Source organism: Jatrophihabitans sp., from assembly GCA_036389035.1.
In the GTDB taxonomy this organism is placed as follows: domain Bacteria; phylum Actinomycetota; class Actinomycetes; order Mycobacteriales; family Jatrophihabitantaceae; genus Jatrophihabitans_A.
In genome coordinates this window covers 1-22356 of record DASVQQ010000009.1, presented here as the reverse complement: position 1 = coordinate 22356, position 22356 = coordinate 1, and the positions used below count along the sequence as shown (strand labels likewise).

General features: G+C 69.0%; 24 protein-coding genes. 19 read left to right on the top strand and 5 right to left on the bottom strand.

The features are described 5' to 3' along the window. The first annotated feature begins 10 nt into the window (after positions 1-10). From VF557_06280 to VF557_06270, 3 genes are read left to right on the top strand one after another with little or no spacing between them, the layout of a single operon-like run. Positions 11-469: an Lrp/AsnC family transcriptional regulator gene (locus tag VF557_06280; protein ID HEX8079798.1), complete on the top strand. Its 459-nt coding sequence runs from the start codon at positions 11-13 to the stop codon at positions 467-469. A gap of 50 nt (positions 470-519) precedes the next feature. Next, positions 520-1290 carry a thioesterase family protein gene (locus VF557_06275; GenBank protein HEX8079797.1) on the top strand — a complete coding sequence of 257 codons (771 nt, stop codon included), beginning with the start codon at positions 520-522 and terminating at the stop codon, positions 1288-1290. 7 nt (positions 1291-1297) lie between these two features. Then, complete coding sequence (locus tag VF557_06270) at positions 1298-2140, top strand: 4'-phosphopantetheinyl transferase superfamily protein (protein HEX8079796.1); 843 nt, start codon at positions 1298-1300, stop codon at positions 2138-2140. Here the strand turns inward: VF557_06270 and VF557_06265 are convergent. Continuing rightward, positions 2129-2515 (bottom strand): type II toxin-antitoxin system VapC family toxin, encoded by a 387-nt coding sequence (locus VF557_06265; protein HEX8079795.1) that lies wholly within the window; start codon positions 2513-2515, stop codon positions 2129-2131. The genes VF557_06270 and VF557_06265 overlap by 12 nt on opposite strands. Further along, the gene (locus VF557_06260; GenBank protein HEX8079794.1) at positions 2512-2784 is read right to left on the bottom strand and encodes a type II toxin-antitoxin system prevent-host-death family antitoxin; all 273 of its coding nucleotides are present in this window, start codon (positions 2782-2784) and stop codon (positions 2512-2514) included. Before VF557_06260 ends, VF557_06265 begins: the two co-directional genes overlap by 4 nt. A gap of 86 nt (positions 2785-2870) precedes the next feature. Between VF557_06260 and mqnE the strand changes: the two genes are divergently transcribed. Next, the gene (mqnE, locus tag VF557_06255; GenBank protein HEX8079793.1) at positions 2871-4016 is read left to right on the top strand and encodes an aminofutalosine synthase MqnE; all 1146 of its coding nucleotides are present in this window, start codon (positions 2871-2873) and stop codon (positions 4014-4016) included. A gap of 81 nt (positions 4017-4097) precedes the next feature. Further along, positions 4098-4571, top strand: coding sequence for a DUF4229 domain-containing protein (locus tag VF557_06250; protein HEX8079792.1), 474 nt, complete (start codon positions 4098-4100; stop codon positions 4569-4571). Here VF557_06250 and VF557_06245 read toward each other — a convergent pair. Further along, a complete protein-coding gene (locus VF557_06245) occupies positions 4557-5333 on the bottom strand; it encodes an inositol monophosphatase family protein (protein ID HEX8079791.1) in 777 nt (258 codons plus the stop codon). The two genes, VF557_06250 and VF557_06245, sit on opposite strands and share 15 nt — an antisense overlap. A 63-nt stretch (positions 5334-5396) precedes the next feature. Here VF557_06245 and VF557_06240 point away from each other — a divergent pair, with 63 nt between their 5' ends. Further along, the gene (locus tag VF557_06240) at positions 5397-6245 is read left to right on the top strand and encodes a menaquinone biosynthesis protein (protein HEX8079790.1); all 849 of its coding nucleotides are present in this window, start codon (positions 5397-5399) and stop codon (positions 6243-6245) included. A gap of 300 nt (positions 6246-6545) precedes the next feature. Beyond that, on the top strand, positions 6546-7520 hold the full coding sequence (locus tag VF557_06235) for an alpha/beta hydrolase (GenBank protein HEX8079789.1): 975 nt from the start codon (positions 6546-6548) through the stop codon (positions 7518-7520). A 55-nt stretch (positions 7521-7575) separates the two neighbouring features. Here the strand turns inward: VF557_06235 and map are convergent, their stop codons facing one another. Then, positions 7576-8220 (bottom strand): type I methionyl aminopeptidase, encoded by a 645-nt coding sequence (gene map / locus VF557_06230; protein ID HEX8079788.1) that lies wholly within the window; start codon positions 8218-8220, stop codon positions 7576-7578. Between the two features lie 272 nt (positions 8221-8492). On the opposite strand from map, the gene VF557_06225 reads away from it, so the two are divergent. From VF557_06225 to VF557_06195, 7 genes are all read left to right on the top strand, one after another. After that, positions 8493-9305, top strand: coding sequence for a GNAT family N-acetyltransferase (locus tag VF557_06225; GenBank protein HEX8079787.1), 813 nt, complete (start codon positions 8493-8495; stop codon positions 9303-9305). A 9-nt stretch (positions 9306-9314) separates the two neighbouring features. Beyond that, on the top strand, positions 9315-10508 hold the full coding sequence (gene mqnC / locus VF557_06220) for a cyclic dehypoxanthinyl futalosine synthase (GenBank protein HEX8079786.1): 1194 nt from the start codon (positions 9315-9317) through the stop codon (positions 10506-10508). Between the two features lie 267 nt (positions 10509-10775). Then, entirely contained in the window at positions 10776-11942 is a 1167-nt protein-coding gene (locus tag VF557_06215) for an AAA family ATPase (protein ID HEX8079785.1), read from the top strand. 1 nt (position 11943) lies between these two features. After that, positions 11944-12561 (top strand): hypothetical protein, encoded by a 618-nt coding sequence (locus tag VF557_06210; GenBank protein HEX8079784.1) that lies wholly within the window; start codon positions 11944-11946, stop codon positions 12559-12561. Positions 12562-12649: 88 nt separating this feature from the next. Then, positions 12650-13351 carry a demethylmenaquinone methyltransferase gene (locus tag VF557_06205; GenBank protein HEX8079783.1) on the top strand — a complete coding sequence of 234 codons (702 nt, stop codon included), beginning with the start codon at positions 12650-12652 and terminating at the stop codon, positions 13349-13351. A gap of 82 nt (positions 13352-13433) precedes the next feature. Then, the gene (locus tag VF557_06200) at positions 13434-13943 is read left to right on the top strand and encodes a MarR family transcriptional regulator (GenBank protein ID HEX8079782.1); all 510 of its coding nucleotides are present in this window, start codon (positions 13434-13436) and stop codon (positions 13941-13943) included. After that, the gene (locus VF557_06195; GenBank protein ID HEX8079781.1) at positions 13936-15672 is read left to right on the top strand and encodes an MDR family MFS transporter; all 1737 of its coding nucleotides are present in this window, start codon (positions 13936-13938) and stop codon (positions 15670-15672) included. Before VF557_06200 ends, VF557_06195 begins: the two co-directional genes overlap by 8 nt. A 161-nt stretch (positions 15673-15833) precedes the next feature. On the opposite strand, the gene VF557_06190 is transcribed toward VF557_06195, so the two are convergent. Further along, positions 15834-16337, bottom strand: a complete 504-nt coding sequence (locus VF557_06190; protein HEX8079780.1) for an inorganic diphosphatase — start codon at positions 16335-16337, stop codon at positions 15834-15836. Between the two features lie 87 nt (positions 16338-16424). Here VF557_06190 and dacB point away from each other — a divergent pair, with 87 nt between their 5' ends. From dacB to ftsH, 5 genes are all read left to right on the top strand, one after another. Then, positions 16425-17843 (top strand): D-alanyl-D-alanine carboxypeptidase/D-alanyl-D-alanine-endopeptidase, encoded by a 1419-nt coding sequence (dacB, locus tag VF557_06185; protein HEX8079779.1) that lies wholly within the window; start codon positions 16425-16427, stop codon positions 17841-17843. Positions 17844-17867: 24 nt separating this feature from the next. Further along, positions 17868-18911, top strand: coding sequence for a zinc-dependent metalloprotease (locus VF557_06180; GenBank protein HEX8079778.1), 1044 nt, complete (start codon positions 17868-17870; stop codon positions 18909-18911). Between the two features lie 2 nt (positions 18912-18913). Continuing rightward, positions 18914-19966, top strand: coding sequence for a tRNA lysidine(34) synthetase TilS (gene tilS / locus VF557_06175; GenBank protein ID HEX8079777.1), 1053 nt, complete (start codon positions 18914-18916; stop codon positions 19964-19966). An 11-nt stretch (positions 19967-19977) separates the two neighbouring features. Next, complete coding sequence (hpt, locus tag VF557_06170) at positions 19978-20517, top strand: hypoxanthine phosphoribosyltransferase (GenBank protein HEX8079776.1); 540 nt, start codon at positions 19978-19980, stop codon at positions 20515-20517. Positions 20518-20750: 233 nt separating this feature from the next. Beyond that, a partial coding sequence (ftsH, locus tag VF557_06165) for an ATP-dependent zinc metalloprotease FtsH (protein ID HEX8079775.1) occupies positions 20751-22356 on the top strand: 1606 nt, incomplete at its 3' end.

Here is a 22356-nt window from a genome sequence, read left to right as displayed (position 1 = left end):
GACTCCAGGCATGGACGCCGTCGACCGTGCGATTTTGGACGCCTTGCGGGCCAACGCCCGCGCCACCTTTGCCGAGCTGGCCCGAGAGGTGGGGCTGTCCGCGCCGGCCGTGCACGAGCGGGTCAACAAGCTCGAAGCCCAGAACGTGATCACCGGCTATCACGCGGCGGTGGCCCCGGAGTCGATCGGCTATTCGATGAGCGCGTTGGTCGGGATCTTCCTGTCCGACACCGCCGATGAGGACCTGGTGGCCGAGCGGCTGGCCGAGCTGGCCGCGGTCGAGGACTGCTGGTTCGTCGCGGGCGAGGAGTCCTTCGTGGTCAAGATCCGGGTGCCTGACGTCGGAGGGTTGGAGCAGGCCATCCGGGCGCTGTCCAAGATCCGTGGCGTGGCCCGGACCCGCTCGACCGTGGTGCTCTCGACCAGGTTCGAGGGACGGGTCCAGTCGGCCGGCCGGCCGCACGCCTGATTCCCGGCGGGTGGCGGGCAGAGGACGACCACCGAGTCCAGGAGACAGAGATGGCCTACTTCGAGCGGGTCGGCGAGTGCGCCTTCCGCGCGACCGGGCACGTCAGCGGAGCATGGGATCCCGACACCCAGCACATCGCCCCGGCTCTGGGCCTGCTCACGCACGCCGTCGAGGCCGACCGCGACCGGCGCCGCGCCGATCACCTCGTGCTCAGCCGCCTCAGCTTCGACATCCTCGGCACCGTCCCGGTCGACGTGGTCGAGATCAGGGTCGAGGTGATCCGGCCCGGACGCACCATCGAACTCGTCGAGGCCACCCTGAGCCACGCCGGCCGGGACGCCGTCCTGCTGCGGGCCTGGCTTCTGCAGACCCGCGACACCACCGGGCTGCGCGGCATCGCCCTGCCCGCCATCGCGGCGCCCGAGGACCTGCCGGCCTGGGATCCGACGACCGTGTGGCCAGGTGGGTTCATAGCCTCGGCCGAAGTCCGTCGGCACCAGGTCGAGCCCGGCCGGGCGGCCTTCTGGGTCCGCACCCCGATCCCGCTGATCGATGACACGGCGGTGAGCCGGCTGGCCAGGGCCGCGGGCCTGCTCGACATCGCCAACGGCATGACCGTCCGCGCCCACCCGCGCGAGGTGGCCTTTCCGAACGTCGACCTCACCGTGCACCTGCTCGCCGAACCCCGGGGCGAGTGGCTCGGCTTCGACACCGCGGTCTGCTTCGGGGCCGGCGGAACAGGTTTCACCAGCAGCGTCCTGCACGACGTCCACGGCCCGATCGGGACGATGACCCAGGCGCTGACCGTCCGTCCCGGCTGAGGAGGGGGTGTGCCTGGCTGGTCCAGCCGCCGGTGAGCGCTACATTCGTGTCGATCCCCGCTGGCTGGCAGGCCCTGCTGGCTGGCAGGCCCTGCTGGCTGACGAAGGAGGGCGCGCTCTGTCCGGTGTCGGCGATCTTCTCGAGCCCGCCAGTGACGGCGCCTCTTCCGCCAGTGTCTTCCTGGACGTCTGGGTGCTGTCGGTGTCCGGCGTGCGCGCCGATCAGGCGGATGTCTCGGTGCTCGACGAGCATGAGCGGCAGCGGGCCGCCAAGTTCGTCCGCGACGTCGACCGGCACAGCTACCTGAGCTCGCACATCGCGCTGCGCCAGGTGCTCAGCCGGCACCTGGACACCCCGCCGGGACAGGTGGAGTTCATCCGGGAAGCCTGTCCGAACTGCGGCGCGTCGCACGGGCGTCCGGCGGTGCCCGGCCACCCGGTGCACTTCTCGCTGTCGCACGGCGGTGACCTGGCGCTGGTGGCAGTCGCCGGCGCGCCGGTCGGAGTCGATGTCGAGGCGGTGCCCAAGGAGCAGGTGGCGGCTGAGCTGAGCACCCGGCTGCACCCGGACGAGCAGTGCGAGATCGCCGCCGCCGAGCACCCGCGGCTGGCCTTCGCCAGGGTGTGGACGCGCAAGGAGGCCTACCTGAAAGGGATCGGCACCGGCCTGTCACGCAGCCTGAGCGCCGACTACCTCGGCGGCACCGGCCTGGCCGCGCTGCCCAACGGCTGGAGCGTGCTGGACGTGCCGGTGCCGGCCGGCTACGCGGGCGCGGTCGCGTTGTGCGGCGCGGCGCCCGACCTCCGGGTGCTCGAACTGCCACCGGCGGTCGTCGAACTACGCCGGTGACTCCACCGGCAACCCGTAGGCGGTGGCCGCTTCCGCCATCCGACGGTCGTAGGTGAGCACCGCCTGCAGTTCGAGCAACTCTGCCGCCGAGGCGATGTGCAACGCGTCCAGGGTGCGCACCTCAGGCGGCGGCACCTGTCCGGCCAGGGCCAGGGCCGCCGGGGTGAGGCTCACCCGATCGATCCGGCCGAGCAGCAGGGTGGCGGTGTCCAGCGCCTGCTGACTCACCCGGGCGGCCAGCCGGCGCAACCCCACCACGCCGATGGAGTTGGTGACCAGCCGGGCATCCTGCCGGGAGATCCAGTCGCGCAGGGCCGGCGTCTCGGCCTCGGCGATCACCAGCTTGGCCAGCGCTGAGGTGTCGGCGTAGATCACCGGTCGTCGCGCAGGCCCGCGAGCAGCTCACCGGTCGACGGCGAACCGGCGGGGGCGCTGATCGGCTCGACCCCGAGCACGTCACCGCGTCCGGGCTGCAGCTCGCCGCTGGCGATCAGGTCGGCACGGCCCTGGCGCTGATCGCCGACCGGCACCAGTTGGGCCACCGGGTGGCCGTGGTTGGTGATCTGGATCGTCACGCCGGTCGCCACCCGGTCCAGCAGGGCGCTGGCGTTCTGGCGTAGTTCCCGCACTCCGACCTTCTCCATGTAGCACAGAGTAGCACTACTTGCATGTGACCAGCATGGCAGCCGTTTCAGCCAGCCCGCCAGGTGCTGGAACGTAGGCTGGGCCCATGGCATGGAACGCGGTTCGCAAGGCCGAGCTGACCGAGAAGATCGCCCAGGGCGAGCGGCTGACCCGCCAGGACGGTGAGGATCTCTACGACTGCGACGACCTGGCCTGGCTGGGCGCCCAGGCGCACGGCGTGCGCACCGCCAAGAACGGCGACGCGGTGTTCTTCAACGTCAACCGTCACCTCAACCTGACCAACGTCTGCCGCGCCTCCTGCGCCTACTGCTCCTTCGAGCGCAAGCCGGGAGCCAAGGACGCCTACACCATGCGGGTAGAAGAAGCCGTCGCGCTGGCGCTGGCCATGAAGGACGACGGCCTGACCGAGCTGCACATCGTCAACGGCCTGCACCCCACCCTGCCGTGGAAGTACTACCCCCGGGTGCTCCGCGAGCTCAAGGCCGTGCTGCCCGGCGTCGCGCTCAAGGCGTTCACCGCCACCGAGGTGCACTACTTCGAAGAGATCTCGGGACTGTCGGCCAGCGAAATCCTGGACGAGCTGATCGACGCCGGCCTGGAGTCGCTCACCGGCGGCGGCGCCGAGATCTTCGACTGGGAGGTCCGCAAGCAGATCGTGGATCACAACACCCACTGGGAGGACTGGTCGCGCATCCACCGGCTGGCCCACCAGAAGGGGCTCAAGACGCCGGCCACCATGCTGTACGGCCACATCGAAGAGCCGCGGCACCGGGTCGACCACGTGCTGCGGCTGCGCGAGCTGCAGGACGAGACCGGCGGCTTTCAGGTGTTCATCCCGCTGCGGTTCCACAATGACAACAACCGGCTCTCGCACCTGAAGATGGCCGCCCCGGCCGACGTCCTCAAGACCTTTGCGGTGTCCCGGCTGATGCTGGACAACTTTCCGCACGTCAAGGTGTTCTGGGTGATGCACGGGCTGTCCACCTCCCAGCTGGCCCTGAACTACGGCGCCGATGACATGGACGGCTCGGTGGTCGAGTACAAGATCACCCACGACGCGGACGGCTTCGGCACGCCCGACAAGCTGACCCGCGACAACCTGCTGGAGCTGATCCGCGACGCCGGCTTCCAGCCGAAGGAGCGCAACACCCGCTACGAGGTCATCCGCGAGTACGAGCCGCCGGTGCCGCTTGCGCAGCGCCGCTCCGAACCGCAGGCTGTCTGGGCATGAGTGAGGATCGCAGCGAGCGCCAGCGAGTGAGGACCGGAGCGAGTCAGCGATGAGCGCTCGCGCGAAGAGCCGGATGGGGACATGAGCGAGGATCGGGTGCCGCGACCGCCGTCGCCCGGCCAGACGCTGGGCGCGATGTGGCTCTACACGGTGCTGCGGTTCGGGCTGTTCCTGGCGCTCTGGGGCCTGCTCTGGGTGGCCCGGGTGCCCGGCCTGCTGGCCGCCACCATCGCGCTGGTCCTGTCCATCCCGCTGTCCTACATCCTGCTGCGCAAGCAGCGCGAGCGGCTGGCCGCCAACCTCGAAGCCAGGGTCGCGGCCAAGCAGGCCCAGCGGCACAACCTCGACGCCCAGCTCACCGGTGAGGCTGAGGGCGCCCTGGACGACGGGGACGGTTTCCCGCCCGCCGCCGAGCGTGACCCGGCCGCCGAGCGGAGCCCCGCCGTCAAGCGTGACCCCGCCGCCGAGCGGAGCCCCGCCGCCAGGCGTGGCCCGGCGGCCAAGCGCCGCCCTGGCACCCGAGGCCCGGGCGCCGGCCGGTCAGCTCAGCAGTAGCGCACGGGCCTCTGCGACCGCCTGCCGGTTGCCGGCCAGGTGCCAGCGGTGCCCGCGATGGCGCAGCACCTCGGTCACGCCGCCGGCGGCGTTCACCAGCGCGGCGCCGGGTAGCCAGTCCCAGTCCAGGGTGTCCAGCTGCGCCCAGATTCCCAGCCGGCCGCCGGCCACCGCGGCCAGTTCCAGCGAGCCCGAGCCGAGCATTCGGACCGTCGCGGCGCCGCGCAGCATCGCCAGCAACGGCTCACGGGCGCCATCGTCAGGCAACGTGGTCGGATGCAGGTAGCTGCCCACCGACAGCCGGGACAGCGGGGTGTCGAGCAGTTGCCGGACCGGCTGCCCGTTGCAGCTGGTCGGCTCGTCCACCCCGCCCAGCCACAGCTCGTCGGCCACCGGGTGATAGACCGCGCCCAGCACCGGCAGCCGCGGGCCCGTGCCTGCTGGGGCTGAGGCCAGCGCGAGCGCCGAGCACCAGTACGGCAGCCCGGACAGGAAGTTGTAGGTGCCGTCCACCGGGTCGATGTACCAGGTGCGGTCGTTATCGGCCGGGTCGTTGGCCCCTTCCTCGCCGATCAGGCCATCACCCGGCCGGGCCGCCCGCAACCGGGTCACCACCAGCTCCTCGGCGGCGTGGTCGGCAGCCGACACGACGTCAGAGACCGAACTCTTGTGGTGGGTGTCCAGGCCCTCGCGCAGCATCCGGAGCGCGAGGCGGCCGGCGTCGGTCACCAGCTCGGCGGCCAGCGCCAGGTCATCGGTCACTTGACGAGCCTAGTTGGACCCAGCCGGACCGCCGCCGCCGTCGCACCGCGTAGCCTCGGGGGCGTGACGGAGCCGTCCAACGCCAGGCCGCGGGTCGGCCACATCCAGTTCCTGAACTGCCTGCCGATCTACTGGGGCCTGGTGCGTTCGGGCGCCCTGCTGGACCTGGAGCTGACCAAGGACACCCCGGACAACCTCAATGAGCTGCTGGTCCGGGGCGGGCTCGACATCGGTCCGATCTCGCTGGTGGAGTACCTGCGACATGCCGACCAACTGCTTCTGCTGCCCGACATCGCGGTCGGCTCGGACGGCCCGGTGCTCTCGGTGGATCTGGTCTCGCAGCGCCCGCTGGCCGAGCTGGACGGCCGGCCGGTCGCGCTGGGCTCGACCTCGCGCACCTCGGTGCTGCTGGCCCAGCTGTGGCTGCGCGAGGTCCACCACGTCGAGCCGGAGTACTTCAGCTGCCCGCCGGATCTGACCGCGATGATGCTCGAGGCAGACGCCGCGGTGGTGATCGGCGACGTCGCGCTGCGGGCGACCTATGAAGGCGCCCGCAAGGGCCTGGACGTCCATGACCTCGGGCAGGCCTGGCGGTCCTGGACCGGGCTGCCGATGGTCTTCGCGGTGTGGGCGGTCCGGCGCGAGTTCGCGGCGGAGAACCCCGGCCTGGTCAAGGACGTGCACGCCGCCTTCATCAGCAGCCGCGACGAGGCGCTGGCGCGTGTCGACGAGGTCGCTGCCCAGGCCGCCCGCTGGGAGGTCTTCGACGCCCCCACGCTGGCCAACTACTTTCAGACGCTGGACTTCTCACTCGGGGACCGCCAGCTCGCCGGGTTGCTGGAGTTCTCCCGCCGGGCAGCGGCGGTGGGCGCGGTGCCCGGCCGGGTGGCGCCGGAGTTCGCGCAGGTCTGACCGGGTGACACCCGGAGTTCGCGCAGGTCTGACCCCTTGAGAACGCCCAGAGTGACGGAGTTTCGTGCGCGGGCAAGCGAAACTCCGTCACCCTTTTGGGGTTGGAGCAAGACGGGACTAGCTGCCAAATCCCCAGCTCAGGGCTCACTGAGGAGTTCGAGCGTATAGCTAACTGAGTGTAGTGCTGTGGTGAAGTTTCGGTAACTATTTCTCGGCCGGATCGGCGGCGGGCACACTCGATGGGGCCAGGGCTCAGCAGATCGGCTCGCCGCGCAGATCGAAGAACGAGAGGGTCTCTACGTGACAGAACCCACCATGGACGCCGAGCTGGCGAACTGGCTTGCCACCACGCCGGTCGAGGCCGACGACGAGGCCAGCATCGAGGAGGCCCGGGCGGTCTCGGGCCGAGCCCACAAACTGGCCCAGCAACATCTGAACCCGGCGCTGATCCCAGCCTCGGAGACCGATCAGGAGATCGACAGCCCGCACGGTCCGCTGCCGATCCGGGTGCTGCGCCCGGCCGGAGCCGAGGCCAGGCCGACGGTCGTCTACTTCCACGGCGGCGGCTGGATCGCCGGTGACATCGACACCCACCTCGGCCATGCCCGCCGGATCTGCACCCAGGCCGACATGGTGGTGGTGTCCGTCGGCTACCGGCTGGCGCCGGAGCACCCGTTTCCGGCCGCCTTCGAAGACGCCGTGCTGGCCACCGAATGGGCCGCCCAGCGAACCGAGGAACTCGGTGGCGAGGCCGGCACCCTGATCCTGGCCGGTGACAGCGCCGGCGCCCAACTGGCGGCGTCGGTGGCGATCGCCCGCCGCGACGCCGGCCAGCCGGTATCGGCCCAGCTGCTGCTGTACCCGGTCACCGACGTCGCCGGCCGGTACTCCGATCCCGAGGTCAACGCCCGCTACATGTCCCGGCGCACCGCGGGCAACAGCCTGGGGCTGACCTTGCAGGGCATGGTCAACTTCGCCGTCAACTACGTCGACGAGCAGTCCTCGGCCGACTGGCGGGTCTCACCGATGCGCGCCCCCGATCACAGCGGGCTGGCGCCGGCGGTGATCCACACCGCCACCCTGGACCTGCTGCGCACCGAGGGGAACTTCTACGGCGACGCGCTGCGCAGGGCCGGCGTCCGGGTGATCAGCCGGGAGTGGCCCACCCTGAACCACTCCTACTTCGGCTTCGGCGGGGTGTCCGCGGTGGCCGACAGCGCGGCGGCCCAGGCCGCTGAGGACCTGCGAAACCTGCTGGCCGGCGGGTCGAACTAGCCGCATCGACTTAAATCACTGAGCGCGGCCTCACCGCTGCGCCCGCTCCGGCAAGCTAGCTCGGCAAGGTGAGAACTTCGGCCCCGTCGTCGGTGATGGCGATCGTGTGCTCACGGTGCGCGGTCCGGCAACCCGTCGCGCTTCGCAGGGTCCAGCCGTCGGCATCGGTGACGAGCCGGGCGGTGTCGGCCATGACCCACGGCTCCAACGCCAGCAGCAGTCCGGGTCGCAGCCGGTATCCCCGGCCGGGTCGCCCGGTGTTCGGGACGTGCGGGTCCTGGTGCATCGTCGAGCCGACGCCATGCCCGCCGAACTCGGTGTTGATCTGATACCCCGCCTCGCTGAGGACCGCGCCGATGGCATGGGAGATGTCGCCGATCCGGGCTCCGGGGCGGGCCGCGGCGATCCCCGCGCTCAACGCGCGCTCGGTCGCCTTGATCATCGCGACGTTCTGCGGGGAGCTCGGGTCGCCCACGATGAAGCTGATGGCGGAGTCGGCGACAACTCCGCCTCGGGAGACGGCGAGGTCGAGCGTCAGCAGGTCGCCGTCGGCGAGCGGGTAGTCGTGGGGCAGCCCGTGGAGCACAGCGTCGTTGACCGACGTGCAGATGTAGTGACCGAACGGCCCGCGTCCGAAGGCCGGCGCGTAATCGACGTAGCAGGACTGGCTCCCGCGTCGGTGATCATGGCCCGGGTCCACCGATCGATGTCCAAGAGGTTCGTGCCCACCTCGCAGCGGCTCTTCAGCGTCTGCAAGATGCCGGCGACCAGGGCGCCTGCGTCCCTCGCTCGTGGCAGTTCTGTCGAGTTCAAGATCTCGATCATCTGACTCCTTCCCCCGGGACCATAGCCGCGATCGTCGACGTCCTCGGCCTTTCGCTCGACGCGGTGTGGGCCGAGATCGACCGGTAGGACCAGCCGAAGACGCGTCCCGGGCGCGGCGGGGCCGTCGCGTGCCGCACACTAGCCATCGTGAGAACCGCCGCTGAACTGCTTGCCGCCTACCACGAGCAGGTCCGAGCCGTCCTGCCGAGTAAACAGCCCGAAGGTGTGGTCGTGGACCGGGACGGCCCGCTGGTGCGGGTGAGCGGCGGCAAGCACCACGGCTACGTGGTCTACCGCGACCTGGCCGGCCTGACCGGGGCCGACCTCGACGCGCTGATCGAGCGGACCCGCGACTACTTCAGCAGCCGCAACGAGGCCGTCGAGTGGAAGACCCATGACTACGACGAGCCGGCTGACCTGCCCGACCGGCTGAGGGCGGCCGGGTTCGTGGCCGGTGAGGTCGAGACGGTGGTGATCGGGCTGGCCGAGGAGCTGACCGACGAGCCGGAGTTGCCCGCGGGCGTGTCGATCCGCCAGGTCAGCGAGCCGGTGGACTTCGAGCGGATCGCGGCGCTGCACACCGAGATCTGGAACGAGGACTGGAGCTGGCTGGCCAAGGACCTCGCCGACCGGCAGGCCGCCTACCCCGACCACATCGCGATCTTCGTGGCCGAGGCCGGTTCGCAGCTGATCACGCCGGCCTGGCTGGTCCGCGACCCCGGAAACGAGTTCGCCACCCTGTGGGGCGGCGCCACCCGGCCCGGCTGGCGCGGGCAGGGCATCTATCGGGCGATGGTGGCCCGGCGGGCCCAGTTCGCCACCCGGGTGGGCGCCCGCTACCTGCAGGTCGACGCGTCCGCCGACAGCGCGCCGATCCTGCAGCGGCTGGGGTTCGTGGCGGTCACCACAACGACGCCCTACGTGTGGACGCCACCCGGTGGTCAGGGCCCGGCCGTCTAGGCTGAGCGGGTGACCCTGCGCGCTGACCCTGTCGAGATCGCGAACCTGCTGCAGCACGCCGCCGACGGCGGCCGGATAACCCCCGAGCAGGCGCTGCTGCTCTACACCGACGCCCCGCTGCACGCGCTGGGCGAGGCCGCTGACGCCGTCCGCAAGCGGCGGTTCGCCGGCGAGTCGGTCAACGTCGCGACCTACATCATCGACCGCAACATCAACTACACCAACGTCTGCCTGACGGCCTGCAAGTTCTGCGCCTTCTACCGGGCGCCGGGGCACCGCGAGGGCTGGACGCACTCCGATGAAGAGATCCTGCGCCGCTGCGCCGAGGCGGTCGAGCTGGGCGCGACCCAGATCATGCTGCAGGGCGGCCATTCCCCCGAGCTGGGCATCGAGTTCTACGAGCGGATCTTCGCCGCCATCAAGCGGGACCACCCGTCGCTGACCCTGCACTCGCTCGGCGCTTCCGAGGTGGTGCACATCGGCAAGGTCTCCCGGCTCGAGCACGCCGAGGTGATCACCCGGCTGCACGCCGCCGGACTGGACTCCTTCGCCGGCGCGGGCGCGGAGATCCTGGTCAAGCGGCCGCGCACCGTGATCGCGCCGCTCAAGGAGTCCGGCGAGACCTGGCTGTCGGTCATGGAGACCGCGCACAACCTCGGGGTGCAGTCCACCGCCACCTTCATGATGGGCACCGGCGAGACCAACGCCGAGCGGGTCGAGCACCTTTCGATGGTGCGCGACGTGCAGGACCGCACCGGCGGCTTCCGCTCGTTCATCCCGTGGACCTACCAGCCCGAGAACAACCATCTCAAGGGCCGCACCCAGGCCACTTCGCTTGAGTACCTGCGGATGATCGCGCTGGCCCGGCTGTTCTTCGACAACATCACCCACCTGCAGGGCTCGTGGCTGACCACCGGCAAGGACATCGGCCAGCTGACCCTGCACTTCGGCGCCGATGACCTCGGTTCGGTGATGCTGGAGGAGAACGTGGTCTCCTCGGCCGGGGCCAGGCACCGCTCCAACCGCACCGAGCTGATCGAGCTGATCCGCTCGGCCGGCCGGATCCCGGCCCAGCGCGACACGCTCTACCGCCACCTGGTGGTGCACACCGATCCGGCCGATGACCCGGTGGATGACCGGGTGCACTCGCACTTCGCCTCCACGGCGCTCACCCTGACCCCGGCCGGCGCCTCGCTCAGCTGAGCGCCGACGCGGGAACTCACCGAAGTGGCGCTTCATGAACCCCTGCTGGGTTGTTGTCCACACAGAATGCACTCGGATGGATCTAGGTCGCTGCACTGCCGTACCTCCTTGGGGGTGGGCTGCGCAGTCGGCTGGTTCGCTACTTGCCCGTTCGATTAGCTCCGCGGCGCGACAAATGACTGTGCCGATAGGTGATAATGGGTAACATGAGTCGCCGGACAAACCTGTGGCTAGAAGTCGACTCCAAACGTCAGAAAGGACATGGGAGTGCGCATAACATCTCTCACGCTGAAAAACTGGCGTAACTTTAAGACACTCGATATCAGCCTCGGTAGCCGATTGATAATAGTGGGGCCAAATGCTGCAGGGAAGTCAAACCTTCTAGACTCGATTCGCTTTCTGCGGGACTTAACCTTGGATGGCGGAGGCTTGCAATCCGCTGTAAGGGGTCGTGGTGGCTTGAGTCGTGTGCGCTGCCTTTATGCGCGGAGCCATTTCCACGGCTGGGTTGGTATAGAGGTCACACTTGGTGACGAAGATGATCCCGAACTATGGAAGTATTCACTATCGTTTAATGGTGAGAAGGGTGGGCTAAATAGGCCCATCGTGGCCTCGGAAACCGTATGGCATGAGGGTCGGATAATCCTTAATAGGCCTGATAAATTTGATAAGGAAGATCCAGAAAGGCTTACCCAAACGACCTTGGAGCAAATATCCGCTAATAAAAACTTTCGCCCAGTGGCGGAATTCTTTCGCGAAACACGCTACCTGCATTTAGTCCCTCAGATTATACGTGATGCCAAAAGGTCGGGAGACATTCGAGATGATCCCTTCGGAGGGGACTTTATTGCGCGAATGAACCGGGTGCCGACCAAAACACGGGATGCATGGCTGCGCAGAATTACCAAGTCACTCCAGATCGCTGTACCGCAGTTTGAATCGCTTGAAGTCAAAGTCGATGCTGCTGGTACACCACATCTCGAAAGCCGATACACCCACTGGCGTCGTAGTGGGGCGCGGCAGGATGAGGGAGATTTAAGCGACGGCACGCTTCGCCTAATTGGTCTTTTATGGTCCTTAGTAGAAGTAGGGCGGCGTGCTGCTCCTGTGCTGCTTGAGGAACCGGAGCTATCGCTCCATCCAGGGGTGGTTAGCCTCCTACCCAGCGTTCTTGCAGGCGCACAGCGTCGTAACGGCGCTCAAGTGATAATAACGTCTCACAGTTGGGACTTATTGAGTGATGAAGGTATTAGGCCAGATGAGGTGCTGTTGTTAACGCCGACATCAGATGGAACCGTAGGCCTTACTCTAGATAAATCCCCCGAGGCCATGGAGCTAATACAAGACGGCCTCCCGCTTGTGGATGTTGTTCGGCCTCGTTCTGAACCTCCGGACATAGAGCGCCTTATCTCCGTAGGAATCGGAGAAGGTTAAGGTGCAAAAAGTTGCTCTTGCCGTTGAAGGCCCTACGGATCGCGCGGCGGCGGAGAGGATTTTGGTAAGCCGCAAACTCTTATCCGATGCCGACAAGACTTTCGTTACCCGAGGTAAATCAGGTTTAAACAAGAAAATTGAAGCTTATAATCAAGCTGCAAAGCGCGGTCCCTGGCTGGTAATGCGTGATCTAGACCATGATGGGTCAGGTTGCCCAGTCTTGCTGCGTGAATCTCTGCTGCATCCTTCAGTCCAGGTGCCTGGAATGTGCTTCAGAATCGCTGTAAGGTCGTTGGAAGCTTGGTTGCTCGCTGACACGGCGTCCATGTCGGATTTCTTTAAAGTATCGGAGGCTACCGTTCCAGTGTCTCCCGAAGACCTAGATGATCCCAAGAGCGCCCTTGTCAATGTTTGTCGAAAATCTCGTTCTGCTGATATTCGCCAGGCGATGGTGCCACCATCTGGAACTCAGTGGCAAGTGGGGCCGGAGTACACCGCTCGAGTTATTGAGTACTGTAGCCGTGTTTGGAATCCGGATGCCGCAAAGGGCTCTGCACCTAGTTTGGCGCGAGCGCTTGGACAAATTGATAGGCTTATTGCCCACGGATCATGGGGGTAGGCTGGCTAATAAACTCTCTGAATTCAGCGCCCTGTGGCCTCTGGCCCACAACTAGGGTCGTTCTAATTAGTCGAAAGTTTGAACCCTCATGACACGCGCAACTCTGGCCAAGGAACCCCACGACGTCGCCCGGATGTTCGACGGGGTGGCCAAACGCTATGACCTGACCAACACGGTGCTCTCCTTCGCCCAGGACCGGCGTTGGCGCCGCTGCACCCGCGACGCGCTGGGCCTGCAGCCGGGTGAGCGGGTGCTCGACGTCGCGGCCGGCACCGGGGTGTCCACGGCAGAGCTGGCCCGCTCGGGCGCGCAGGCGGTGGCCAGCGACTTCTCGCTGGGAATGCTGCGGGCCGGGGTCCGCCGTGCGGGCCGGCGGGGGCTGCCGTTCGTGGCCGCCGACGCGCTGCGGCTGCCGTTCGCCGACGGGGCCTTCGACGCGGTCACCATCTCCTTCGGCCTGCGCAACATCGCCGACGTCTCCGGCGCGCTGGCCGAGTTCGCGCGGGTCACCCGACCGGGTGGCCGGCTGGTCGTCGCCGAGTTCTCCACCCCGGTGATCCCGGGGTTTCGCCAGCTCTACCTGAACTACCTGATGCGGGCGCTGCCCTGGGTGGCCAAGAGGGTGTCCAGCAATCCCGAGGCCTACGTCTACCTCGCCGAATCGATCCGCAGCTGGCCTGACCAGCAGCACCTGGCCTGGACGATCGCGGCGGCGGGCTGGCAGGAGGTCCACTACCGCAACCTCACCGGCGGGGTGGTGGCGCTGCACTGGGCCCGACGGCCCGGGTGAGCACCGGCTCTAGGCAGCGCCTGCCGCTCAAGGCAACCTGAGGTTTGCACTGGCTCCGCGGGCGAGCTAACTTAGATGTGTGATGCAAGCATCTAATCTTTCCTCGCACGATCCCATCGCGCAACCACTCGATCCGATCCAGACGGTGGAGCGGGAGTTCGGGACGCTGATGATGCATCTGATCCGCTTCAAGCATCACGTCAACGGCGACCGGATCGACCGGATCGCCCTGATGGTGCTCGGCACCCTGGCCCGCTGCGGGCCGTCCCGGCTCGGCGCCGTCGCCGAGTGGACGGGCCTTGACCCCTCCACCGTCTCGCGTCAGGTCGCGGACCTGGAGAAGGCGGGACTGCTGGCCCGCGAGGCAGACCCCGAGGACCGCCGGGCGGTGCTGCTCAAGGCCACCGTCGAGGGCGAGCGGGTGCTGGACCGGTTGTCGCGCGGGCGCCGCAAGCGGGTCGAGCGGCTGCTCAGTGACTGGGAACCCGAGGACGTCGTCACCTTCGGCAGGTTGCTCGCGCAGCTCAACGCGGCCACCGAGAAGTACGGCGAGCAGAACGCGCTGGAAGTAGAGCAGGAACTCAATGGCTGAACCATCCGCCGCCGTCGCCCTCGAGGACACCGGCCGGCTGACCCATCGGCAGATCCTGCTGATCCTGTCCGGGCTGATCCTCGGCATGTTGCTGGCGGCACTGGACCAGACCATCGTCTCGGCCGCCATGCGCACCATCGCCGACCGGCTCAACGGCCAGACCAACCAGGCCTGGGCCACCACCGCGTACCTGGTCACCTCGACGGTGTCGACCCCGCTGTACGGCAAGTTGAGCGACATGTACGGCCGCAAGAAGTTCTACCTGTTCGCGATCTCGATCTTTCTGGTCGGCTCGATGCTCTGCGGCATGGCGAACTCGATGGAGCAGCTGGCGGCCTATCGGGCCGTGCAGGGCCTGGGCGCCGGCGGCCTGATGGCGCTGGCCTTCGCGATCATCGGCGACATCGTCCCGCCGCGTGAGCGGGCCCGGTACCAGGGCTACTTCATGGCGGTCTTCGGGCTGTCCTCGGTCGCCGGCCCGGTGATCGGGGGACTGCTGGCCGGCCAGGACCGGCTGCTCGGCTTCGACGGCTGGCGCTGGGTCTTCTACGTCAACCTGCCGGTCGGCATCGTCGCCCTCGTCGTGGTCAGCAGGTTCCTCAACGTCCCGCACCTGGCCAAGGACCACAAGATCGACTACCTCGGCGCCGTCACCCTGGTGCTGGGCGTCACCGCGCTGCTGCTGGTCGCCGAGCAGGGACGCACCTGGGGCTGGGGCTCAGCCACGGCCGTGACCTACTACGTCGTCGGCATCGGGCTGCTGGCCGCCTTCCTGCTGATCGAGCGCAGGGTCGGCGACGAGGCGATCCTGCCGTTGAAGATGTTCCACTCGCCGGTGTTCAGCGTCGCGTCGCTGATGAACTTCATCCTGGGCATGGGGATGTTCGGCGGCATCATCTGCCTGCCGCTGTACATGCAGATCGTCAAGGGCTTCAGCCCCACCAAGTCCGGCCTGTCGTTGCTGCCGATGATGGTGGGGATGATGACGGTGGCGATGGGCAGCGGGATCTTCACCGCCAGGACCGGCCGGTACAAGATCTTTCCGATCGTGGGCACCGGGCTGCTGATCGTGGCGCTGCTGGGCCTGGCGCGGATCGACTACACCACCGGCTACGCCTACCTGGCGCCGCTGATGCTGCTGATGGGCGCCGGTCTGGGTTGCTGCATGCAGACGCTGGTGCTGGCCACCCAGAACGCGGTGCCGGCCTCCCAGATGGGGGTGGCCACCTCTTCGGCCGCCTTCTTCCGCTCGATGGGCGGCACCTTCGGCACCGCGATCTTCCTGACGATCTTCTTCTCCGGCGCGGCCAGGCACGTCAGCGTGAACGTGCAGGCCGCCGCCGGTGAGCCGCAGTTCCAGGCCGCCCTGCGCGATCCGGCCAACGGCGTCATCGCCCGCGCGCTGCGGGCCATCGCCAACGGCTCGACCGGCCAGCTGAACGACACCAGCTTCCTGGAGTACGGCTCGCAGGTGTTGCGCCAGCCGTTCCTGGCCGGGTTCGCCCAGGCGATGGACCGGGTGTTCCTGGTGGCCGCGCTGGTCGTGCTGCCGGCGTTCCTGCTCAGCTTCTTCCTCAAAGAGGTGAAGCTGCGGACCGAGACCGGCCTGGAGGCCCAGGCCGCCGAGCGGGCCGCCGCGGCCGCGGCGGTCACGGGCAACCCCGCCCCGCAGGTCGACGAGCGGACCGCCGCCCAGCTCGCCCCCGCCCCGGACCGCCGGAGCGGCTGACACCCGCCCCGCACATGCGAACGCCGGCTGGTCACCTGAGGTGACGTCGCCGGCGTTCAGCTGCCTTGGAGGGGTCAGTACCGCATCTATCGGCGGATCCGGGCCCGGCTTGAGCAAGATCGACGCCGGGGTCGAGTCGAGGGGTCAGCGCACGGCGCTGATCAGTGCACCGCGCCGGGGTTGTCGGCCAACCGCTTGCGGCTGGCCGTGATCTCGGCCTCGGCCTCGGCCCGCCCGACCCAGGACGCGCCCTCGACGCTCTTGCCCGGCTCCAGGTCCTTGTAGACCTCGAAGAAGTGCTGGATCTCCAGCCGGTCGAACTCGCCCACGTGGTGGATGTCGCGCAGGTGCTCCAGCCGGGGGTCGTTGGCCGGCACGCACAGCACCTTGTCGTCGCCGCCCTTCTCATCCGTCATCCGGAACATGCCGATCGCGCGGCACATCACCAGGACGCCGGGGAACAGCGGGTCGCCCTGCAGCAGCACCAGCGCGTCCAGCGGGTCGCCGTCCTCGCCGAGGGTGTTCTCGATGTAGCCGTAGTCGGCCGGGTACTGGGTCGAGGTGAACAGCGTCCGGTCCAGCCGGATCCGCCCGGTGGCGTGATCGACCTCGTACTTGTTGCGGCTGCCCTTGGGAATCTCGATCAGGACGTCGAATTCCTGCATGGCGGGCTCCTCTCACGGCTGACGTCGACGCTCATGGCCGAACGCGCCGCCCTCGCTGACGCGTGGATACCTTTATTGTTCCCTACCGTGGCGCAGCGCAGAACGAAGCCGGTCAGCCTGGTGCTGCTGGTCCTGGCGTTGTCGCTGGCCGTGATCAGCTACTTCGGCGTCGGCGCCGGGCGTCAGTACCTCACCGACCAGGCTTTCGAACCGATCCGGGTTCCCGCGCCCACCGCGCCGGCGCCGGGCATCGCGGCGATGCTGGCGGCGGCCGCCGTGGCCCCGCCCGCCGTCGCCGGCAGCCGGGCGAACGCGCCCATCCCGACGCCGGCCGGAGTGGCCGCGGCGCTGGCCGCGGAACTGTCCGATCCCGAGCTCGGGCCGTCGGTCGCCGGCCAGGTCTTCGATGCCGGCACCCGGACGCTGCTGTTCGACCAGCGGTCCACGGCCGCCGTGGCGCCGGCCTCGACCGCCAAGTTGCTGACCGCCGCCGCGCTGCTGAGCGTCCGGCAGGCCACCGACCGGTTCAGCACCCGGGTGGTGGCCGGCAGCGAGCCGGGCACCGTGGTGCTGATCGGCGGCGGCGACCCGACGCTGTCAGCGGCGGCTGCCGGCCGGCCGACCCGGTATCCGGCGGCGGCCCGGCTGACCGACCTGGCGGCCCGGGTCCGGGCCAGCCTGGGCACGGCCCGGGTCGAGCGGGTGCTCGTGGACGACTCGGCCTTCACCGGCCCGGCCACCGCGCCGGGCTGGGGCACCGAGGACACCCCGTCCAACTACGCCAGCCTGATCACCGCGACCATGGTCGACGGCGGCCGGGACGTCCCCGAGGCCGAGATCCGATCGGCGGCTCCGGACCTGGCCGCCGGCAACGCCCTCGCCGCCGCGCTCGGCGCCACCGCCGTGGATCGGGGCAGCGCACCGGCCGGCGCCCGGGTGCTGGGCCAGGTCCGCTCCGCCCCGGTGGACGTCCTGATCGAGCAGATGCTGCGGTCCTCGGACAACGTGATCGCCGAGGTGCTGGCCCGCCACGTCGCCCTCGCCACCTCCCGGCCGGCCAGCTTCGCCGGCGCTGCCGAGGCGGTGCGCGCCACGCTGGCCGGCGCCGGCATCGAGATCGGGGACGGGATGGTCGACGGCAGCGGCCTGTCGCTGTTCAACCGGGTGCCGCTGGCGGCGATCTCCAGCACCCTGCTGGCCACGGTCGATGCCAAGCAGTCGCGCTGGCGGCCGTTGCTGAGCGGGCTGTCGATCGCCGGCTGGGACGGCACCCTGCTGGAGGAGGACCGGTTCAGCGGCGCGGCGGCGGTCGCGGCCGGCGCGGTCCGGGCCAAGACCGGCACCCTGACCGGGGTGACGGGGATGGCCGGCCTGCTCACCGACGCCGACGGCCGGCTGCTGGTGTTCAGCTTCGTGGCCGATCAGGCCCCGTCGGCTTTCGAAAGCTCCAGCCGCGGCGCGGTCGACAGCCTGGTGGCGGCGCTGGTGCGGTGCGGCTGCCGCTGACCCCCCGCCGGTACCGTGAGGGGCATGACGTCCTTGGTCGACTGGTCGGTTGCCGAACGTAGCGCCCGGGCACTGTCCCCCCAACCGCCCTCGATCACCCCCGAGCAGGCGCACGCCACGGTGCAGGAGCTGCGCCGGGCCACCGACCGGGCGGCCGGCCAGGTCGCCGAGCTGACCAGGCTGGTCGAGCCCGCCGTCACCGCCGCCACCGTGGTGGTGGACCGGCCGGGCTGGATCGCGGCTAACGTCGCCAGCATGTCCGCGGTGATGGACCCGCTCACCGCGAAACTGGTCGAGAAGAAGCCCCCGGGCCGGCTGACCGCCGCGGTCGGTGGCCGGGTCACCGGCGCCCAGGCCGGGACGATCCTGGCCTTCCTGTCCGGAAAGGTGCTCGGGCAGTACGAGTTCTTCTCGGCGAACAACGGCCAGCTGTTGCTGGTCGCGCCGAACCTGGTGGCAGTCGAGCGGTCCCTCAAGCTCGATCCGAGCGACTTCCGGCTGTGGGTATGCCTGCACGAGGTGACCCACCGGGTGCAGTTCACCGCGGTGCCGTGGATGCGCCAGCACATGCTCGATGAGATCCAGGCGCTGACCGACGCCATCGACCTCGATCCCGAGGCGGTCCGCGAGCGGGTCAAGAACGTGGTCTCCGAGCTGGCGAAGGCGGCTCGCGGCGGCGACGGCAACGGGCTGCTGACCGCGCTGGCCTCGCCCGAGACCCGTGCGGTGATGGACCGGGTGACCGGCTTCATGTCCCTGATCGAGGGCCACGCCGAGTACGTGATGAACGCCGTGCCGGCCACCGTGATCCCGTCCCAGCCGGATATCGAGCGCAAGTTCGCCGCCCGCCGCCGCCGCGGCGCCAACCCGCTGGACCGGTTGCTGCGCAGCCTGCTCGGGATGGACGCCAAGACCCGCCAGTACACCCAGGGTTCGCAGTTCGTCCGGTCGGTGGTCGAGCAGGTCGGGCTGGACGACTTCAACGCGGTCTGGACGTCAGCTCAGACGCTGCCCACCAAGGCCGAGATCACCGCCCCCGCGGACTGGGTGAAACGGGTGCACGGCTAGCGATGGGACCGCATCCGGCGGTGGCCGCCGTCCGGCTTGCCGTTCGCCGGGCACTGGCCGGGTATCCGGTGACGACGCCGGCCTTCGTGGCCTGCTCCGGTGGCGCGGACTCGCTCGCGCTGGCCGCGGCGCTGGCCTTCGAAAGCGCCCGCACCCACCGGCCGGCCGGCCTGGTCTGCGTCGATCACGGCATGCAGGACGGCTCGGCCGAACAGGCCGGCCGGGTGGGCGTCCTGGGCTATGAGCTCGGGCTGGACCCGGTGCACGTGCTGAGGGTGGCCGTCGGCTCGGCGGGCGGTCCGGAGGCGGCTGCCCGGACTGCGCGTTACGCGGCCTTGCGGCCGTTTCTCGAGCACGGCCTGGTGCTGCTCGGCCACACCGCCGACGATCAGGCCGAGACCGTCCTGCTGGGGCTGGGCAGGGGCTCCGGGCCGCGCTCGATCGCCGGCATGCGCCCGGAGCAGCAGGGTTACCTGCGGCCGCTGCTGGCGCTGCGGAGGTCTGAGACCGAGGCCGCCTGCCAGGCGCTCGGGTTGCCGGTCTGGCACGACCCCCACAACGGCGAGCCGCGTTTTCGGCGCAGCCGGCTGCGTCACGAGGTGCTGCCGCTGCTCGAGGACGTGCTGGCCGGCGGCGTCACCGAGGCGCTGGCGCGGACGGCAGAGCTTCTGCAGGCCGATCTGGACGCCCTGGAGCAGCTTGCCAAGCAAGCGCTGGCGGCGGCTGGCGGCGTTGCCGGCGGCCTGAGCGTCGAAGCGCTCGGCCCGCACCCGGACGCCGTCCTGCACCGGGTGCTCAAGCGCTGGGTCGAACGGGCCGGCGCCGGGCCGCTGACCGCCGCGCACGTGCTGGAGCTGGGGCGGCTGGTGAGGGACTGGCACGGCCAGGGGCCGATCGACCTGTCGGGCGGTTACCGCGCCGTCCGGGCATCTGGCACGCTATGCCTCATCAGGCCAGCAGGTGCGCCAGCCGACCCCGTCAGCGTGCCGGCCGCCCAGGCGCCGTTATCGACACCGGCGCCGACCGACCCGGCCCGTGCCACCGAAGAGGAGTGACAGTGTCCGTCCTGGACGACGACATCGAAGCGGTGGTGGTGTCCGCGGACGACATCCGGACCAAGATCACCGAGCTGGCCGGCAAGATCGACGCCGACTACGCCGACCGCGAGCCGCTGCTGGTGGGCGTGCTCAAGGGCGCGGTGATGTTCATGTCCGACCTGGCCCGCGAGCTCAGCCGGCCTTCGACGATGGAGTTCATGGCCTGCAGCTCATACGGCTCCTCCACGACGTCCTCGGGGGTGGTCCGCATCCTGAAGGACCTCGACCGGGACGTGAGCGGCCGCGACATCCTGATCGTCGAGGACATCATCGACTCGGGCCTGACCTTGTCCTGGCTGTTGAAGAACCTGCAGGCCCGCAACCCGGCCTCGGTCGAGGTGGTGGCCCTGCTGCGCAAGCCCGATGCGGTGAAGGTGCCGGTTCAGGTGAAGTACGTCGGTTTCAACATCCCGAACGAGTTCGTGGTGGGCTACGGCCTGGACTACGCCGAGCGCTATCGCGACCTGCCCTACATCGGACGGCTCAAGCCTTCCGTCTACGGCGGCTGACGGAGTCAGTCGCTCCGTAGACCCGACCGCTCTGTAGCCAATCCGAGCGTTCCGCGGCGCCGAGCAGCACCATCTCGGTTAGCTCACATAAGCTGGTTGATGAGGAACTCCCTCGCTGCGCGCAGCGTTCAATTAAAGCAGGCCCACCTGGCTGCGTGTACCGTCCGACCCAGCATTTCCCGGCCCTTGATCAGGAGGACTCGCCCGGTTGTCACTGACCGGGCGGACGCAAAATGGATCGTAAGCGCCTAGCTCGCTCACCGATACTGTGGATCGCCGTCGCAGTCATCCTGCTCTTCGCCCTGCCGCAGATGCTGGCGGGCGAGAGCCCCTACAAGTCCGTGAAGACCTCTGAGGCGCTGGCCCAGATCACCTCGGGCAACGTCAAGACGGCGACGATCCACGACAAGGAGTCGCGGCTCGAGCTCGAGCTGAAGGAGCCGTTCGCGGGCAAGACCAAGATCAGCGCGTCCTACCCGAGCGAATACGCCCCGGCCCTGACCACCGATCTGCGGACGAGGTCCGAAGGCGCGGAATTCACCACCAAGCAGAGCAAGCAGAGCGCCCTTGTCAGCATCCTGCTGTCGCTGCTGCCGATCCTGCTGATCGTGGGCGTGCTGCTGTTCGTGATGTCCAACATGCAGGGCGGCGGCTCGAAGGTGATGAGCTTCGGCCGCAGCAAGGCCAAGCTGGTCAGCAAGGACACCCCGAAGACCACCTTCGCCGACGTCGCGGGCGCTGACGAGGCGATCGAGGAGCTGCACGAGATCAAGGACTTCCTGTCAAACCCGGCCCGCTACCAGGCGATCGGGGCCAAGATCCCGAAGGGCGTCCTGCTCTACGGCCCGCCCGGCACCGGTAAGACGCTGCTGGCCCGCGCGGTGGCCGGCGAGGCCGGCGTGCCTTTCTACTCGATCTCCGGCTCGGACTTCGTCGAGATGTTCGTCGGTGTGGGCGCCTCCCGGGTCCGCGACCTGTTCGAGCAGGCCAAGTCCAACGCCCCCGCGATCGTGTTCGTCGACGAGATCGACGCCGTCGGCCGGCACCGCGGCGCCGGCATGGGCGGCGGCCACGACGAGCGCGAGCAGACGCTCAACCAGATGCTCGTCGAGATGGACGGCTTCGACGTCAAGGGCGGCGTCATCCTCATCGCCGCCACCAACCGGCCCGACATCCTGGACCCGGCGCTGCTGCGCCCGGGCCGCTTCGACCGCCAGATCGCCGTCGACCGCCCCGACATGCAGGGCCGCCGGCAGATCCTCGAGGTGCACGCCAAGGGCAAGCCGATGGCGCCCGGCGTCGACCTAGAGGTCATCGCCCGCCGCACCCCCGGCTTCACCGGCGCCGACCTCGCCAACGTCATCAACGAGGCCGCGCTGCTCACCGCGCGCACCGGGCAGAAGACGATCACCCTCGAGACGCTCGAGGAGTCGATCGACCGCGTCATGGCCGGCCCGCAGCGGCGGACCCGGCTCATGAGCGACAAGGAGAAGAAGGTGACGGCCTACCACGAGGCCGGCCACGCCCTCGTCGCGCACGCGCTGCCGAACACCGACCCGGTGCACAAGGTGACGATCCTCCCGCGCGGCCGCGCCCTGGGCTACACGATGGTGCTGCCCGAGGAGGACAAGTACTCCCAGACGCGAGCCGAGCTGCTCGACACCCTCGCCTACGCGATGGGCGGCCGCGCCGCCGAGGAGCTCGTCTTCCACGACCCGACCACGGGCGCCAGCAACGACATCGAGAAGGCCACCGGCGTCGCGCGCGCCATGGTCACCCAGTACGGCATGAGCGAGCGGCTCGGCGCGGTCAAGTTCGGCCAGGCCACCGGCGAGGTCT